Annotated in this window: 15 protein-coding genes and 1 pseudogene; 10 read left to right on the top strand and 6 right to left on the bottom strand. The window is 39.5% G+C overall.

What is annotated here, in order from left to right; all coding sequences use genetic code 11:
* Positions 1–193: 193 nt before the first annotated feature.
* Both AC07E5_RS03345 and AC07E5_RS03340 read right to left on the bottom strand, forming a co-directional pair.
* Positions 194–1,489, bottom strand: a complete 1,296-nt coding sequence (locus tag AC07E5_RS03345; RefSeq protein WP_498624586.1) for a Y-family DNA polymerase — start codon at positions 1,487–1,489, stop codon at positions 194–196.
* Between the two features lie 43 nt (positions 1,490–1,532).
* The gene (locus AC07E5_RS03340) at positions 1,533–2,147 is read right to left on the bottom strand and encodes a LexA family protein (RefSeq protein ID WP_096902350.1); all 615 of its coding nucleotides are present in this window, start codon (positions 2,145–2,147) and stop codon (positions 1,533–1,535) included.
* 198 nt (positions 2,148–2,345) lie between these two features.
* On the opposite strand from AC07E5_RS03340, the gene AC07E5_RS03335 reads away from it, so the two are divergent.
* The 3 genes from AC07E5_RS03335 to AC07E5_RS03325 all read left to right on the top strand — a co-directional run bounded on the left by AC07E5_RS03335 (position 2,346) and on the right by AC07E5_RS03325 (position 4,630).
* On the top strand, positions 2,346–2,891 hold the full coding sequence (locus AC07E5_RS03335; RefSeq protein ID WP_368780108.1) for a hypothetical protein: 546 nt from the start codon (positions 2,346–2,348) through the stop codon (positions 2,889–2,891).
* 92 nt (positions 2,892–2,983) lie between these two features.
* The gene (locus AC07E5_RS03330; protein WP_498624585.1) at positions 2,984–4,171 is read left to right on the top strand and encodes a phosphotransferase enzyme family protein; all 1,188 of its coding nucleotides are present in this window, start codon (positions 2,984–2,986) and stop codon (positions 4,169–4,171) included.
* Positions 4,172–4,465: 294 nt separating this feature from the next.
* Entirely contained in the window at positions 4,466–4,630 is a 165-nt protein-coding gene (locus AC07E5_RS03325) for a hypothetical protein (RefSeq protein ID WP_178867722.1), read from the top strand.
* A 95-nt stretch (positions 4,631–4,725) separates the two neighbouring features.
* On the opposite strand, the pseudogene AC07E5_RS03320 reads toward AC07E5_RS03325, so the two are convergent.
* Positions 4,726–4,914, bottom strand: a pseudogene (locus AC07E5_RS03320) (IS110 family transposase); the annotation flags it as partial.
* 203 nt (positions 4,915–5,117) lie between these two features.
* Between AC07E5_RS03320 and AC07E5_RS03315 the strand changes: the two are divergent.
* A complete protein-coding gene (locus AC07E5_RS03315; RefSeq protein WP_498624584.1) occupies positions 5,118–6,293 on the top strand; it encodes a Fic family protein in 1,176 nt (391 codons plus the stop codon).
* A gap of 150 nt (positions 6,294–6,443) precedes the next feature.
* On the opposite strand, the gene AC07E5_RS03310 is transcribed toward AC07E5_RS03315, so the two are convergent.
* Entirely contained in the window at positions 6,444–7,535 is a 1,092-nt protein-coding gene (locus tag AC07E5_RS03310) for a sigma-54-dependent transcriptional regulator family protein (protein WP_104851952.1), read from the bottom strand.
* A 233-nt stretch (positions 7,536–7,768) separates the two neighbouring features.
* Positions 7,769–8,743, bottom strand: coding sequence for a lipoyl synthase (gene lipA / locus AC07E5_RS03305; RefSeq protein WP_104853228.1), 975 nt, complete (start codon positions 8,741–8,743; stop codon positions 7,769–7,771).
* A 342-nt stretch (positions 8,744–9,085) separates the two neighbouring features.
* Here lipA and AC07E5_RS03300 point away from each other — a divergent pair, with 342 nt between their 5' ends.
* Genes AC07E5_RS03300 through AC07E5_RS03275 form a run of 6 tightly spaced genes read left to right on the top strand, consistent with a single transcriptional unit; the run spans position 9,086 to position 15,912 of the window.
* Complete coding sequence (locus AC07E5_RS03300; RefSeq protein WP_104851953.1) at positions 9,086–10,048, top strand: thiamine pyrophosphate-dependent dehydrogenase E1 component subunit alpha; 963 nt, start codon at positions 9,086–9,088, stop codon at positions 10,046–10,048.
* A 15-nt stretch (positions 10,049–10,063) separates the two neighbouring features.
* Positions 10,064–11,083 carry an alpha-ketoacid dehydrogenase subunit beta gene (locus AC07E5_RS03295; protein ID WP_368779758.1) on the top strand — a complete coding sequence of 340 codons (1,020 nt, stop codon included), beginning with the start codon at positions 10,064–10,066 and terminating at the stop codon, positions 11,081–11,083.
* A gap of 1 nt (position 11,084) precedes the next feature.
* Complete coding sequence (locus tag AC07E5_RS03290) at positions 11,085–12,623, top strand: dihydrolipoamide acetyltransferase family protein (protein WP_498624583.1); 1,539 nt, start codon at positions 11,085–11,087, stop codon at positions 12,621–12,623.
* Positions 12,624–12,634: 11 nt separating this feature from the next.
* Complete coding sequence (lpdA, locus tag AC07E5_RS03285; protein WP_498624582.1) at positions 12,635–14,035, top strand: dihydrolipoyl dehydrogenase; 1,401 nt, start codon at positions 12,635–12,637, stop codon at positions 14,033–14,035.
* Between the two features lie 11 nt (positions 14,036–14,046).
* Positions 14,047–14,832, top strand: coding sequence for an acetoin reductase (locus tag AC07E5_RS03280; protein ID WP_108619593.1), 786 nt, complete (start codon positions 14,047–14,049; stop codon positions 14,830–14,832).
* Between the two features lie 21 nt (positions 14,833–14,853).
* Positions 14,854–15,912 carry a 2,3-butanediol dehydrogenase gene (locus tag AC07E5_RS03275; RefSeq protein ID WP_004281883.1) on the top strand — a complete coding sequence of 353 codons (1,059 nt, stop codon included), beginning with the start codon at positions 14,854–14,856 and terminating at the stop codon, positions 15,910–15,912.
* Between the two features lie 310 nt (positions 15,913–16,222).
* On the opposite strand, the gene AC07E5_RS03270 is transcribed toward AC07E5_RS03275, so the two are convergent.
* Complete coding sequence (locus AC07E5_RS03270; protein ID WP_003651786.1) at positions 16,223–16,459, bottom strand: VF530 family protein; 237 nt, start codon at positions 16,457–16,459, stop codon at positions 16,223–16,225.
* Positions 16,460–16,901 lie beyond the last annotated feature (442 nt).

Below are 16,901 nucleotides of genomic sequence, written 5' to 3'. Positions count from 1 at the left end.
ATTTTAAAGTCATTGTATTGTTCTTCAGTCCAATAGTAGGGATATTCATTGGTAAAAAAGTAGTCTCACAGATGGTATACATCAAACACCTTTATACTACTTTGTAGTGTTTAATTGTATACTACAAAGTAGTACTTTTAAGCATTAAATTAGGTCTCATATTGTGAGCTTTTTTAGCCCAATCAAATAACTGCTAATCACCAAGCGCCAATAAACCTTCCCAGCTAAAATAATTCGGGCTTAAATGGCTGCGCTGCATCGCCCAAGTTCGATCTTGCAATTTACATGCTCCAATGGCGAGTTTTTGCACACCAAATTTATTTTTCACGGTATCCAACACTTGCTGTAATTGTTCCTGTTTTTCAATGGCGTCAGTATCTGTAAGCAGTTCGTGAATATAGCTTTGTTTGGGTTCAAGTCCCGTTAAAATCACACCACATTTTTTAAAGGCAATTCCTTCCTGAAATAGCGTTGTCACATGCTTCATCATGGCTTTGTTTATGAGCAAAGCAGAATCTGTTGGCTCATTGAAAGCAATAGTGACCGATTGATTGTAAAAAACTTGGCGCGGATCAAAACGGTTAGATTGCGCAAAAATGATCATACAACCACATAAACTTTTTTCAGCTCTGAGCCTTTGCACAGCAGATTGTAAATAATCGCTCAAAGCTTCTGAAAGCGCATGAATATCTGTTACACGCTGCCCAAAAGAACGTGAGCTGATGATTTGCTGCTTACTTACGGTATTGTGCTCCAGTTCAATACATGCTGTACCTGTGAGTTCAAGAATGGTTTTTTTCATTAAAATTGAAAATTTACGTTGCATTTGCTCAGGATCACTAATTGCTAAATCAAATACAGAATGAATCTTTAAAGCATGCAGTTTTTTGGCAAGTTTTCGACCCACACCCCAGACTTCAGCAACATCAATGTGTTGAAATAAGGCTTCTTTGCTACATAAGTCCATATGGAGTAAATTACACACGCCGTTGAAATAGCTATTTTTCTTGGCGATATGATTGGCCAGTTTGGCTTCAGTTTTACTGTGACCAATACCGACACAGACAGGAAGAGCCAGCCATTGCCATAAAGTTGCTTTAATTTCTTGCGCTAATTCATTTAAGTCGGTCTGAGAATATGAATTCAGTTCAATAAATGTTTCATCAATTGAATAAATTTCAATATCTTTGGCACTGACAAATTCTTGAATAATATTATTAAAACGTCTGGACATTTCTGCATAGAGCGCATAATTACTTGAAAAGACCGCAACATCATGTTGTTGAATTAATTCTTGAACTTGGTAAAAGGGCACAGCCATTTTAATGCCAAGTTGTTTGGCTTCTTCGGAACGTGACACCACGCAGCCATCGTTATTGGAAAGCACCACCACAGGACGATGATTCAGGTGTGGTTGAAACAACCGCTCACAGCTCACATAACAATTATTAATGTCAATGAGCGCAAAAACTTGCTCTAAAGCTTTCATGACTATTTTACTTATTCGGCTTTTTTATGCATTATTGTGGTGTTTAAACCATCAGGTTTTTCAAATTCCACGTGACCACAGCAAACACTTCAAAAGTTTGCCCATCTTTCAGGTAAATGCTGTCGTAGTCGGGGCTTTCTGCCTTGAGCCAAGCTTCGGGCAAAGTGGCAGGGTCGTAGTCTTCACCAAAATGTTCAGCCAATTCACTTTTGGACATTTTGGCTGTAATCATCAAGCGTTTAATAGTCAGGTCTTTTTGGTCGATTAATGCAACCACAATGCTGCGGTGTTTGGCTTCTTTACTGCGATCTACCAGTACAATATCGCCGTATTCAAGCCCTGCATTCACCATAGAGGTAGTGCGTACCACATTTAAAAAGGTCGCATTTTCATTAGAAATAAGATATTCATTCAGATCAATATTTTTATCAATATAGTCTTGAGCAGGCGAAGGAAAACCTGCAGGAATGGATTCTATTGTTACGGGAAGATGCAGCGTTTTTCTTTTAGCAAGCGCTTGAAAATCATGCTGATTCAGCAATTCAATTTGTTCAAGCAGGGCATTAAGGCTAGGGCTGGGTTTACCATCGCTGCCCATGATTTTTTGTAATGACGCCCAAGCAGCGTCAGAGAAGTAAATAGGTAACTTCTTAGACATGAGATTACTCCTACGCAACGAGGCGTGTTTGAAGTGAAATTTGATGTGTTGATAGCATAGCTGAAAACATGATTAAGATTCAATCTACGTGGATAATTGATTGCTAGATATAGATCACACTCTACGATTGCATAGCTATACAAACACAAGCCTTTCCGTTAGGATTTTTCTATCGCAGCAGCATATTTAGAGATTGGCATGCATATTGTTGAAGACATTTATTTAACGAATGAAGAAGTTGAACCTGAGTTTTTAATGCAGGATTTCATGAAACATCAGGTCTGGTCTTTGGCTGAATATTTTAAGCAAAATACTGAACATGAAATTGATTTTGCGCAAATCAGTTGCCCGATTAAAGTCAAAGCGGAATATCAAAATCATCGTTTAAAACGTCATTTTCTGGTTGAGTTTCATCTGACCACCACACCTTTTTTTAATTATGAGCCAGAAGAAAATAGCGTGGCTTACTCCTACATGATGAAAGATTTTTATCTGACCGATATTATTTTTTATGATGCCTATACGGGTGAAAATTTGCAGGCTTGGATGCAAAAAAGATTCGTGATTTTGCAGGGTGAACGTGAAATAGAAGTGAATTCATTGTCATGGTATGCAGATTACAATTTGCCGCAAGTTACACAAAATATGGTGTCTTTTGTGAGTGAAGCTGCTTATGACACAGGTTTAGATCAGATTGTAGATGAAGTGAATTTGCGTTTACGACAAGCCAAGACCGTTAATTAAATAGCTATCATCTATCTAAAAAATGATTATTTGAGATGGATGGCAGGGAATATACGATTACACAATGCTGATCAGGTTAAGGAATATCGAAAATGACCACAATCACACATGATTTAGGTCATGGCATGGGGAATGACTGGGAATATAAAGATTGGGCACATCTGACTGTCTCAGAATTACACAACCTGCAACCGTATTACCCATGTTTGCAAGGGAATATTCAAATTTTGTGGTGCAGTCCGCGCCCATTTTCATCTGCCGCAGTGATTGAAGTCACGCAGGATGCAGCCAGTACAGATAAAATAGGAAGTCGCTCGTATTTCATTAAACGCAGTCATCGTTCATTTCGTAATGCGCAAGATATTTTGCAAGAGCATGCTTTTTTGCGACATTTAGCCAGTAAAAACATTCCTGTTGCGACATTAATTGCCTCGAATTACGGACTGACCGCTTTAGAAATGGGCGACTGGACTTATGAAGTCTACGAAAAAGCAGCAGGTTTTGACTTATATGTCGATCAGCAATCTTGGACGCCTTTTTTCTATACGGAACATGCTGCCAAAGTGGGGAGTTTACTTGCGAAACTGCATGTCGCCATGCAGGATTTTCCTGAGTTACATGGCAGATCGGTACGTTATTTAGTATCAAATCAGCAGCTTTTAGAAAGTGAAAATATCGTAACGGCTATTCAGCAACGTATTCAAAACAGCCCTGAATTGAGCCGTTATTTTGCCGATAAAAACTTAGACACCGTTTTTTTAGAGCGTGTATCTCAGACGCATCATAAAATTAAGCATGTATTGCAGCAGGTCACTAAAATTTGGACGCATAATGATTTGCATGCTTCTAATCTGTTTTGGTCTACGCAAAGTGCCGATGCCAATATTACCGCGGTGATTGATTTTGGCTTATCGGATCGAAATTCAGCGCTTTATGATCTTGCGGTAACGATTGAGCGTAACTTTATAGATTGGTTAGCTTTAGAACATACATTACAAATCAATATTGACGAAGCGGGTTTAAGCGCGTTTTTACAGGCGTATTTTGCAGAAATACATCCGCAACAAGACTTTAGCATTTTGCCCGGATTACTAAAAATTGTGCATTTGGATTTTGCATTTTCAGAGCTTGAATATTTTGTCGGGATTACCCAAAACCTGAAACATGCCGATGCTGCTTATTATGATTGGATTGTTGGACATGTAAATTGGTTTTTTACAGAGCAAGGACAGCAATTTACCCAGACTTTTACTCGATTCCTTCAACGCGAATTGTCATAATCTGCACAGCTAAATGCCTCAAGCATCACCACTTTTTTAATGCAAGATTTTGTATGTACAATTGTAAATTCAAACAGAATATATTCACTGCGCCTTTAAAAATCTTCATTCTGTCAGCGCTGTGTTGAGAACCTTGGGTTGATGCAGAAAATGGTATTCAATAATTTGATACGATTGTCATCACAGCCAATGAAACCACGCCGTATTTTAGTTTTACAGTAAAGACTGAGGGTTTGCGTACAGATTGTTTACAAAAAGCGCCTGCCTCTATTTCTGTTATTACTGCAGATGCGATTGTCGATCAATTTAATTTATGGTTTGAATGTACAACATAGCTCTGCTGCTGGAACAGGAGTACATTTAGAAATATTTCAACTGCCAATCATCACTATAACTGCTGAAAAGCAGGATGAACGTCATTCTCCATCTCAAGCGATTACACAGTTCAACCACAATTGACTAGGTCTTAATTGAGAGGTGAACCGTACCAGGTTTGTCGGAGACTCAATATTCTGAGATGAGATAGCGTCTTGGTAGTCAATCAGGTTTTGATATTATTCGACCAATAAATAATCGCTTTGATAGGCAGTCTGATGTTTTAAAACGCCATAACACAGATGTATAAGCTTGCGCATTGCAGCACCTAAAGCACACATTTTATTTTTAACCTGGCTTAATAATCGTTGATATAAAGCTTCAATGTGTGGATTATATTTAATCGCTGTTAATGCTGACATAACCAACCTAATGGCTAAAAGAAGTAAATGAGCCGAATAACCTGTATATTTGGCTCATTATATGAGCTGTTTAAGCCAATTATTCGGCTCACAATCTAGGTTTTATTAGGTCAATAGTCATAAATGAGCTGAATAACTGAATTAATAGCTCCTCACTAAATGAGCCGAATAGGTGTTACAATAGACTCATGCAGTAGGGGGGAATGCTTATGAAAAAATGGGTATGGCAAAAAGCAAACTGGACTAAATTTAAATGGGATGAAGCACTTGTCACAGTAAAATTACGTTTAATTCATAAGAAGATAGGTCAATTAGTCGGAGAGAGCAAAGTATCACCAGAAGCTGAGGCATTACCATTAGATACACTGCTCACAAATCTAGTCGCATCCTCACTCATTGAAGATGAGAAGTTGAATGTTCGTTCACTCAAATCCTCATTAGCTCGGCGTTTAGGGGTAACAGAAGAAAATCCTGCACCCATTCAAGATAAAAATGAAGGTTTAGCCAATATCATGATGGATGCAGTGAGCAATCATAATGCGCCATTAACAATGGAGCGCTTATTACAATGGCATAACTGGCTTTTTCAAACTATAGAACGCTTTGATTATGCTGCGCAAAAAATCAAAGTAGGAGAAATTCGTGATAACGAGGCACCAATGCAGGTTGTTGGTGGTTCTCTTTATGGTACTACTACCAAGGTTTACTTTGAAGCACCTGAGGGTGGAGAGCATTTACAGGGACTAATGAATGAATTTATAGAATGGTTCAATAGTTCTAGAGAAGATGTAATGCTTGATCCGTTATTGCGAGCTGCACTTGCTCATTTTTGGTTTGTGACATTACATCCATTTGAAGATGGTAATGGTCGTATTACGCGTGTTATTACAGATTTAGCATTAGCTCAAATGGATCACCAAAGTATCCGTTTATATGCTATGTCCGTGGCCATTCATGAAAATCGTAGTAGTTATTATGAGGTCCTTGAGAAATGCCAGAATGATACTTATACAATCAATGAGTGGTTGGTCTGGTTTTTAAACACCTTAGAAAAAAGTATCGATAGGTCTTTACTACGACTTGATCGAACGATCACTAAAGCGAAATTTTGGAGCACTTATTCTCATATCGAATTCAATGAAGCCCAGAATAAAGTTTTAAATCGTTTACTCAATGGCGAAGAGAATGATTTCCCTCTCGGAATTAATGCTTCACAGTATCAAAAGCTCACTGGAGCAAGTAAGGCTACAGCAACACGTCACCTAACCGAGCTTTTGGAAAACGATGTGCTGTATAAACTGGAAGGTGGTGGGCGTAATACCCGCTACGTGCTGAAAATTGATAAAGAAAAGTTTACTCAAAAAGAGGTGGTCTCACTTGTTTGAACAACTAAAAGCTTATTTATAAGCTTTATAAGCGATATTCTGTATTAGTTCAGACTTGATCGTACATTCTCATTAAAGGAGTATGAAAATCAAGCTTCCTTTTCAATCTGTTTCACAATAAAACTTTAGAATTGAAGCAACAGATCAAATCTAAATCAGATTTGAAAAATAATTACGGTGGATACTGTCCTGTGGTAATAACTCTAATAAACGCTGTACAGCATCAATTCGGTCATGTGTCTGCCCAATAATTCTTAATAACTGATCGATATCCTTTATTTGATAGATCAACTGGCTCAAACGGGCATCAAAACAATGTCTCCAAGTGCTGAGTAAAGGGCTTTCTGATTTAGAGAGAAAGCTACCTTTATATAGTGAGAATGTACTGGAAATAAGATTTGCATTTAATGATTGTTCAGCACTTAAAAAATCACATTGGACTTCACAGCTAAGCCTATAAATCCGAGGCTCAATTGAATGAGGTAATAGGCTACGAAGTTGTGAAAGCTCAGCCTTTAGGGTTTTTAGGCTGACACTACGCTCACCATAAAGGGCATAGTGTAACTCTTCTAAGCCAATGCCATGGGGATGCAAAGCTAAAATGCAAAGTATTTCAATTTGACGGTGACTCAAGTTTAAAGTTTGCCCATTAAATTGAACCCAAGGCGAGCCTAGCGCCTTAATGTATAAAAAATTTTGCTGTTCAAACTTTATGGCTCGTTGTATTAAATCCGCACAGCGTTCAACTGCAAGCAGCCCCAAAGGAGTATGTTTTTTATATTTTGTGGAAAGGTTAATAATGCCATGAAATTGCCCTGATGTCGGATCCCAGATCGGCGCGGCATAACAAACCCAATCTCGAACACTGTCCATTTGGTTTTCATGAGAATAGACACAACTTGATATTTGGCTGTTTAAAGTCATACCTATCGCATTGGTCCCAACAGCCTGTGTAGACCAATGCCCACCCTCAATAAAATGAACCTGTTCGGCAGAAGAAAGCATTGCAGAACTACTCCATGTCCATAACAGAGTACCTTGATGATCTGTGAGACCAATCGCCATATCTGAATCATCAGCTATTTTGAGTAAGTCGGCATAATTATGTTGGATAGAGCGGCGAAATAAAGACGTTTTATCTTCTGGAGGTAAGGCTAAAACAGGAGCCGCATGTACAGTATGTTGATTAATTAAATGGGTTGTTTGCAGATTTTTTGCAGATGCGGTATTGAACAGGTTCATATCATATTCCTTTATGATCAGACTGTAATATTTTTAAATTTTAGAAATGAGTTTCCAAATTTATAGTCATTTACGTCATTTCTTCTTGCTTCAATTTTAAATGCTTTTATCTTTGCTTGGTTAAATCATATCTTATGGCTTTACCAGTCCTTGAGTTACTTTAAAAGTGTTCTTATGAGCTGAAAATGGCTATTTCCATCTGAAATGTTAATAAACGTAAATAGGATGAAAATTCATTCGCTCATGTAAGGGCTAGGCACAGCTTCACCATGATACTGACGGTCTGCAAAATAACTTGATCGTACTAATGGCGCACTCCAAATATTTTTAAACGCTAAGCGCTCTCCATGTGTTTGATAATGCTTAAACTCTTGCAACGTAACAAAACGATGAATTGGCGCATGAGACTTAGATGGCTGTAAGTATTGACCGATTGTGACATAGTCAACGTGGTAATCTTTCAAATCATTTAATAAGACAATAACCTCAGCCTCGACTTCTCCTAAACCGACCATCAAACCGCATTTGGTTGGAATATCGGGACAGTAGTGTTTAAATTTCTTGAGTAAATCCAATGAGTGCTTATAGTTAGCGCCTGGTCGCATGGCTTTATACAGACGTGGCACGGTTTCAATATTATGATTAAAAACATCAGGTGGGTTTTGGCTCAGAATCTTCAGGGCAATATCTGCACGACCACGAAAATCAGGAACCAAAATTTCTATCAGAGTCTCTGGACTGGTTTGACGAATTTCTCGAATGCAATCTGCAAAATGCTGTGCACCACCATCTTTTAAGTCGTCTCGATCAACAGAAGTAATCACGACATACTTTAAGTTTAGATTCTTGACTGTTTCAGCCAGATGCTTTGGCTCATTAGGATCTAGGATATTAGGACGACCATGTGCGACATCACAGAATGGGCAGCGTCGAGTACAAATATCTCCCATGATCATAAACGTTGCAGTCCCTCCGCTAAAGCATTGCGGCAAATTGGGGCAGGCCGCTTCTTCACAAACCGTATGTAGTTTCTGTTGTCGTAATAAATCCTTAATGATTTGAACTTCCTCGGGTTGACTAATTTTAGTCCGAATCCATTCTGGCTTTTTCGGTGTCGTTTCCGTTGGAACAACTTTAATCGGAATACGCGCCATTTTCTCAGCGCCACGTAGCTTCTTTCCAGTTAATACTGTGTTATTTAAATCCATTTCAAACACTCCGTCGTTTAAAATAATTAACATATACCCTGATATTAAATAAACTGCTTTAAATGCATTAATAATATTAAAACAGGGCAAAAAACTTATCATATAAAACAAAGGTTGGTTAAAGGTTTGTTTTTGTATGTGATTGAGCTGTTGTAAAATTTTACAAAAATTTTTAATTTCATAACCTTCTGTTTTTAATATTTATCTCATCTTTTTATGCATTATATTTTTTTAGTCTAATATGAAATTAAGTAAAAATATTCTTATATAAATATACGATTTAAAAATCCAATTATTCAATTTTGGATTTTCTTTTAAGCGTAGTGAATAAGGAACAAATATATGCAATTAACGGAAGAGCAATTGCTAGCAGCATACAAAAGAATGCGCGACATTCGTGAATTTGAGGATCGACTTCACGATGAAAACAATACAGGTGATATCCCTGGTTTCATCCATCTCTATAGCGGTGAGGAAGCTGTTGCAGTAGGGATTTGCGAAAATTTAACAGATAAGGACTTCATTACATCAACACACCGTGGACATGGACATTGTATTGCTAAGGGCTGTGACATTCACGCCATGATGCTAGAAATTTTTGGTAAAGATGATGGTTTGTGTCGTGGTAAAGGCGGCTCAATGCACATTGCGGATTTAGATAAAGGCATGCTCGGTGCAAACGGTATTGTAGGTGGTGGTCCACCTTTGGCTATTGGGGCAGCTTTAAGTGCTAAAACACTCAAGAATGGTGGTATTGGTCTGTCATTTACCGGTGATGGCGGGTCAAATCAGGGCTTAACTTTTGAAGCAATGAATATGGCTGTGGTGTTAAAGCTTCCTGTCATTTTTGTTTTTGAAAATAACGGTTTTGGTGAAGGTACTGCACATGATTATGCCGTAGGCAGTAAAGACATTGCAGGCCGAGCAGCAGGTTTTGGCTTACCCGCTGAAAAAGTAGATGGAACAGACTTTTTTGCTGTGTATGAAGTTGCACAAAAAGCCATTGAACGTGCCCGCCGTGGTGAAGGCCCGAGTGTGATTGAAACAGTAACCAACCGTTTTTATGGACATTTTGAAGGTGATCCGGGACTTATTCGTTCCAAAGAAGAACTGGATTATGTCAAAGAACATAAAGATCCATTGAAAATATTCCGCGAAAAAGTCAAAGACAAAATTGACGAAGCCAAGCTCAATGCGATTGACGCTCAGTCTAAAGCCAATGTAGACGATGCCGTTGCAAAAGCACGCGCAGCTAAGTACCCAGAAGTCTCTCAGTTACTTACTGATGTTTACGTCTCTTACTAAAGGAATAGTAGAAAAATGCCAAATAAAAGTTATCGAAACGCGATTAAAGAAGCAATTGAATTAGAAATGCGCCGAGACTCAAGTGTCATTGTGGTCGGTGAAGATGTTCGTGGTGGGCATGGTGGCAAAAATACCGATGACAATAAACTGGAAGGTTTTGGCGGTGTACTTGGTGTAACCAAAGGCTTATGGACTGAATTTGGTTCTGAACGAGTCATTGATACGCCAATTACAGAATCAGCGATTATTGGTATGGCGGCAGGTGCTGCTGCAACGGGTTTAAGACCTGTGGCAGATTTAATGTTTATGGATTTTTACGGCGTGTGTTATGACATGCTGTATAACCAAGCAGCTAAATTTCGCTACATGTTTGGCGGCAAAGCCAAAGCGCCACTCGTTGTACGAGGCATGATCGGTGCAGGTTTTTCCGCAGCAGCGCAGCATTCTCAGTCGCCATATAACGTGTTTGCCTCAGTGCCAGGCTTAAAAGTGGTGGTGCCTTCAAGTGCCTATGATGTAAAAGGGTTGTTGATTCAAGCCATTCGAGATGACGACCCAGTAGTCTTTTGTGAACACAAGTTGTTGTACGACATTAAGGGCGAAGTGCCAGATGAGTCCTACACTATTCCTTTTGGTGTCGCAAATTACACCCGTGAAGGCACAGATATCACCATTATTGCCTTAAGTTTGATGGTGCATCGTGCCAATGAAGTCGCTGATAAGCTCGCAAAAGAAGGCATTTCGGTTGAAGTGGTTGACCCTAGAACCATTTCTCCATTGGATGAAGACGGTATTTTAGAGTCAGTGGCTTCAACAGGCCGCGTGGTGATTGTAGATGAATCTGCAGCGCGTTGTGGTTTCGGACATGATGTGGCTGCACTCATTGCACAGAAAGGCTTTCATTTTCTTAAAGCACCAATCGAGTTAGTCACTCCACCACACTCACCCGTACCATTTTCACCCGTATTAGAAAAAGAATGGTTACCCAGTGTAGAACGCATCGAACAGGCTGTACGTAAGACGTTGGAGGCTTAGGATGAGCGAAATTAAAACCTTAGAAATCCCAAAATGGGGTTTGTCCATGGAAGAGGGTACGATTGCCCAATGGCTGATTCAGGAAGGTACCCAATTTAGTAAAGGACAGGAAATTTGTGAAATTGAAACCACAAAAATCGTCAATGTATTGGAGGCACCTTTTGATGGCCTGCTACGAAAAATTATTGCTAACGATGGTGACACACTGGTCGTAGGTGGAATCATTGCAATTTGTGCAGACGCTCAAGTTTCCAATGCAGAAGTTGAAGCATTTGCACAGTCTTTAGGTGGAACACCTGCTGTAACTGAAAATAAAGCGGTAGCAGCGGTTCCTGAAAAAGTCGATGTGGCTCAAGTTGAAACCAAAGTACAATCTGCTCCTAAACAGAACAGTGTTGGTAATGGATCAAAAGCGGTGACTCATCAGGGCGGATATTCTATTCCTGCTGCGTTACAAGGCTACCAACAAAGCGATGATATTTTTGCAACGCCACATGCCTTGAAATTGGCTGAAAAGCATAATGTAAATTTGGCTCAGATTACGGGTTCTGGACGTGAAGGCCGTATCAGCGTTCAAGATATTCAGGCCGCAGTTCAAGCTGCTGGTGGTTCTTGGCCAGATGTACGTCATCAAGCCAGCACGAAAGCCGCGAAATCTAAAGCAGATGACAGTGATGTTCTGGCGACACCTGTTGCCCGCCGTTTGGCAAAACAATGGGGCATTAATTTGCATGATTGTCGTGCATCGGGTTCACGTGGACGAGTCTGTAAGGAAGATGTTGAAGCTGTATATCAACGGGAAAATCCTGTACAAGCTCAACATACTGAGTATACGCATCCAACAGAGTCTGCAAAATTCACCACCGTAGCTATGAATGGTATGCGTAAAGCAATCGCTGCACGGCTACAAGCGGCAAAACGCAATGCACCACATTTTCGCTTAACGATAGACTTAAATGTTGAGTCTGTTCAGGCTTTGCGTCAGCAAATTAACAGTACTGTACCGCAAGTCAAACTGTCCATTAACGATATGCTGATTAAAGCTGCTGCTGCTGCACTGATTAAAGTTCCACAAGTTAATGTTCAGTTTGATGAAGAGAATCAGCAGATTTTACAGTTTGAACAGGCTGATATTTCGGTTGCTGTAGCCATCGAAAATGGACTGATCACGCCAATTATTAAAGCAGCGAACCGTAAATCTTTGGCGCAAATTTCCAATGATATGCGTGATCTGGTGACACGTGCCAAAACTGGAAAACTAGTACCTGATGAGTTTCAAGGGGGCAGTTTCAGTATTTCCAATTTGGGCATGCTTGGTATTCCACAGTTTGATGCCATTATTAATCCGCCTCAAGGTGCAATTCTAGCCTTAGGTGCAGCAGAGAAACGTGCTGTCGTTGAAAATGATGAGATTGTTGTTCGTGAAATGGTGACCGCAACATTGTCTTGTGATCATCGTGTCATTGATGGTGCGTTGGGTGCTCAATTCTTATCGGCATTGAAGCAGTTTGTCGAAAATCCTGCATTAATTTTGGTGTAGGAGGAATAGTCATGTCAGATACACAATTTGATCTTGTGGTTATTGGTGCTGGTCCTGGAGGATATGTCGCTGCGATTCGCGCAGCGCAACTGGGATTAAAAACGGCAATCGTTGAAAAACAACACTTAGGCGGAGTATGTCTTAATTGGGGATGCATTCCAACCAAGGCATTATTGAGCGGGGCTGTGCTTGCGCAGCAGTTCAAACATGCAGGGCAGTTTGGCTTTACGCTTAACGCGATTGATTTTGATATTCAAAAACTGGTCCATCATAGCAGACAGGTTTCTGAGCAACTGGTGCAAGGTATCGGTCAACTATTGAAAAAAAATCAAATCACTGTTTTTAACGCAGCAGCCCAGTTTATTGCCAAAGAGCAATTAGAGCTTACAGATGCGAATGGTCAAAAACAGCAGATTTCTGCACCGCATATTATTGTCGCAACAGGCGCACGTGCGGCCAATTTGCCTCATATTCCTGTAGATGGCCATCAGGTCTGGAGTTATAAAGAGGCTTTAGTTCCAGAACAATTACCAAAATCTTTACTAGTCATTGGTTCGGGTGCTATAGGCAGTGAGTTTGCAAGCCTATACCAAGACTTAGGCTGCCAAGTCACCTTGGTTGATATTGCAAAGCAGATTCTTCCTAGCGAAGACATTGAGGTTGCGAAGTATGTACAAAAGCAATTTGAACAGCAGGGTATGCAGGTTTTAACCGAAGCGACTGTAAAAAAAATAGAAACTGATCAGGCTCAAGTACATTGTCATATTGAAACTGCCACAGGTGTACAAATCATTACTGTTGAAAAGGTGCTTTCAGCTATTGGCGTGAAACCAAATGCTGAAAATCTTGGCCTAGAAGCTTTGGGAATTGAATTTGAGAATGGTTTTATTAAAGTCGACTCATGGTGTAAAACCAATGTAGTGGGCATTTATGCAATTGGTGATGTCGCAGGTGCACCGTGTTTGGCACACAAAGCCAGTCATGAAGCCATTCTTTGTGTGGAGAAAATTGCAGGCCTAAGTCATGTACATGCTTTAGATCGTACACAAATTCCGGGCTGTATCTTTACCCATCCACAAGTGGCCAGTATTGGTTTGACAGAACAGAAAGCGAAAGCTACGGGCTTGAATATCAATGTGGGTAAGTTTCCTTTACAAGCGAATGGTAAAGCATTGGCTTTGGGCGATAGCGCAGGATTTATTAAAACCATTTTTAGTCAGGAAACGGGTGAATTGTTGGGTGCTCACATGGTTGGACATGAAGTCACCGAACACATTCAAGGTTTTGCCATCGCGAAATACCTAGAAGCTACAGATGAAAGCTTAGCGCAGGTCATTTTCCCTCATCCTACTTTGTCTGAGGCGATGCATGAGTCGGTCTTGTCGGCGATGCAACGTGCAATCCATATTTAAGGAGTCGCAACATGCCTAGAGGTTTAAACAACAAAGTTGCTTTAATTACGGGTGCGGCACAAGGCATTGGACGTGGTATTGCCTTACGTTTAGCACAAGAAGGTGTTCATATTGCCTTGGTCGATCTTCATCAAGAAAAGTTAAATACTGTTCAACAAGAGGTTGAAGCCTTTGGCGTAAAAGCCACCACATTTATTGCGGATATTTCAGATCCAATACAAATCAGTGACGCTATTAATCATGCAGAATCGACACTTAATGGCTTTGATATCATGATTAATAATGCAGGTATTGCACAAGTCAAAGCTTTGGCAGAAGTAACGCCGAGTGAATTTAACCAAATTATGAACATCAATGTCGGTGGTGTACTTTGGGGGATTCAAGCCGCAGCAAATAAATTTAAACAACGCCAACAGGCTGGAAAAATTATTAATGCATGCTCAATAGCAGGTCATGAAGGCTTTGCTTTACTCGGTGTTTATTCGGCAACGAAATTTGCAGTTCGTGCATTGACGCAAGCTGCGGCTAAAGAATATGCTAGTGTTGAAATTACTGTAAATAGTTATTGTCCGGGTGTTGTTGGTACAGACATGTGGGTCGAAATAGATCAGCGGTTCTCTGAAATTACAGGTGCACCAATTGGTCAAACGTATAAAAAATATGTAGATGGTATTGCTTTAGGACGTGCTGAAACACCAGATGACGTGGCTGCATTAGTTGCATTTTTAGCCAGCGAGGATGCAAACTATATTACAGGTCAGTCTATTTTGACAGATGGTGGAATGGTTTACCGTTAATATCAACATAAGGAATACACAATGAAAGCAGCTCGTTTTTATGATCGAGGGGATATTCGAATTGAAGATATCCCTGAACCGAAAGTACTTCCAGGCACAGTTGGAATTCAAGTTGCATGGTGCGGTATTTGCGGTACAGATTTACATGAATTCATGGAAGGCCCTATTTTTATTCCACCTTGTGGTCATCCACATCCAATTTCGGGAGAATCTGCACCTGTAACAATGGGACATGAATTTTCAGGCGTAGTTTATGCAGTTGGAGAGGGTGTAGACGATATCCAAATTGGACAACATGTCGTAGTTGAACCCTATATTATTGCGGATGATGTCCCGACTGGCCCCAATGATAAGTATCATTTATCAAAAAATATGAACTTTATTGGTTTAGGCGGACGCGGTGGTGGTCTTTCTGAAAAAATTGCAGTTCAGCGGCGTTGGGTTCATCCTATTTCAAATGATATTCCTTTAGACCAAGCAGCATTGATAGAACCTTTATCTGTCGGTCATCATGCCTATGTCAGAAGTGGCGCAAAAGCTGGCGATATCGCACTGGTTGGTGGAGCAGGCCCAATAGGCTTACTTTTATCTGCTATTTTAAAGGCTAAAGGTCTCACGGTCATCATTACTGAACTGAGTGCAAAACGTAAAGAAAAAGCGATAGAAGCGGGTGTTGCCGATTATGTACTAGACCCATCTAAGGTTGATGTAGTTGCTGAGGTAATGAAAATTACAGAAGACCGCGGTGTAGATGTCGCTTTTGAATGTAGTAGTGTCAATAAAGTCATGGATACACTCGTTGCAGCAATGAAACCAACTGGTGTAGTCGTTATCGTTTCTATTTGGAGCCATCCTGCCACAATTAATGTGCATAGTGTGGTGATGAAAGAGCTAGATATTCGTGGCACGATTGCTTATGTAAATGATCATCAGGAAACTATCCGTTTAGTCGAGCAAGGTAAGATTAATCTAGAACCTTTTATTACCCAACGTATTGCATTAGATGATCTTGTTTCTAAAGGCTTTGAAACGTTGATTCATAATAATGAATCGGCTGTAAAAATTATTGTTCATCCATAGTAAAGCCTAATTTGAATAAGCTAGAAATAAACTCTATGTAGCTATTTCTAATATCTTTATAGATAGGGAATGAGTCTGTACGTACAGATTCATTCTCAAATTTACAGTGTTGAGTGCCAGTATGATTTTGATCATACAGCCTAGTAAAGATAGAAAATAAGTTTTTAAATAAACCATAGGGATATAGACTAAATTTTGCCAGGAGAGTGGTGGCAGTCCACCACTAATTAAAAGATGTCTACAAAATCATTGGCTATTCAATAAGTTTAGTTTACTGTTTGGTATAAAATATTATGCTGAGTTTTGATAGCTACGATTTTTGTTTGGCTTTTTGACGTAAGACATACAAATATAAGCTTTCAACTTTTTCACGTGCCCATGGTGTGGTACGTAAAAACCGTAATGATGACTTAACACTTGGATCTATACAAAAACATCTAATTTCAATTTTACGACTTAAGCCTTCAAAGCCACCATAGTAATCCAATAACTCATCCAAAATGTCAGCAAGTTTTTTGCCGTGTAGAGGGTCATTGGAGGCATTCATAATAGATAAACCATATTTTTGGAGGCCATCATTATAACCTGAGCTAGTTGAAAAATGGGAGGGTTGAAATTTAAACATAATTAACATTGATGTGTGCTGAAATAGCAGGAGACATTCACTTGTGAGATTCTAGTCAGCCGACTTGTAAAAATCTTCTGCCATTTGATTTAGTGTCTTAAAATGTAGACCTTTCTTTTTATAGAATAAGACCTTAAAGAAAACCTATTTAACTGAAGCAAACATAAAAGTGCATTACTAATTTGACAGATAATAAAACCTGATTTAATCTATATCAGAAATAATGAACAAATTAGCAGGTGTTATTTATTTAACATAATATACATTATGCGCAATGGTATTGTTAGAAACCATTTAAAGTGTCTGTATTCTCACCAATAAAAATGTCTGGTCTATGATGCGCATCAACATCATGGACTGGATA

The organism is Acinetobacter seohaensis (genome assembly GCF_056431365.1).
This window is presented reverse-complemented; position numbering and strand designations above follow the sequence as displayed.

Coding starts and splice junctions, on each gene's coding strand:
- AC07E5_RS03345 (WP_498624586.1), bottom strand. CDS start 1,489: ATGAAAGCTTTAGAGCAAGTTTTTGCGCTCATTGACATTAATAATTGT.
- AC07E5_RS03340 (WP_096902350.1), bottom strand. CDS start 2,147: ATGTCTAAGAAGTTACCTATTTACTTCTCTGACGCTGCTTGGGCGTCA.
- AC07E5_RS03335 (WP_368780108.1), top strand. CDS start 2,346: ATGCATATTGTTGAAGACATTTATTTAACGAATGAAGAAGTTGAACCT.
- AC07E5_RS03330 (WP_498624585.1), top strand. CDS start 2,984: ATGACCACAATCACACATGATTTAGGTCATGGCATGGGGAATGACTGG.
- AC07E5_RS03315 (WP_498624584.1), top strand. CDS start 5,118: ATGAAAAAATGGGTATGGCAAAAAGCAAACTGGACTAAATTTAAATGG.
- AC07E5_RS03310 (WP_104851952.1), bottom strand. CDS start 7,535: ATGAACCTGTTCAATACCGCATCTGCAAAAAATCTGCAAACAACCCAT.
- lipA (WP_104853228.1), bottom strand. CDS start 8,743: ATGGATTTAAATAACACAGTATTAACTGGAAAGAAGCTACGTGGCGCT.
- AC07E5_RS03300 (WP_104851953.1), top strand. CDS start 9,086: ATGCAATTAACGGAAGAGCAATTGCTAGCAGCATACAAAAGAATGCGC.
- AC07E5_RS03295 (WP_368779758.1), top strand. CDS start 10,064: ATGCCAAATAAAAGTTATCGAAACGCGATTAAAGAAGCAATTGAATTA.
- AC07E5_RS03290 (WP_498624583.1), top strand. CDS start 11,085: ATGAGCGAAATTAAAACCTTAGAAATCCCAAAATGGGGTTTGTCCATG.
- lpdA (WP_498624582.1), top strand. CDS start 12,635: ATGTCAGATACACAATTTGATCTTGTGGTTATTGGTGCTGGTCCTGGA.
- AC07E5_RS03280 (WP_108619593.1), top strand. CDS start 14,047: ATGCCTAGAGGTTTAAACAACAAAGTTGCTTTAATTACGGGTGCGGCA.
- AC07E5_RS03275 (WP_004281883.1), top strand. CDS start 14,854: ATGAAAGCAGCTCGTTTTTATGATCGAGGGGATATTCGAATTGAAGAT.
- AC07E5_RS03270 (WP_003651786.1), bottom strand. CDS start 16,459: ATGAATGCCTCCAATGACCCTCTACACGGCAAAAAACTTGCTGACATT.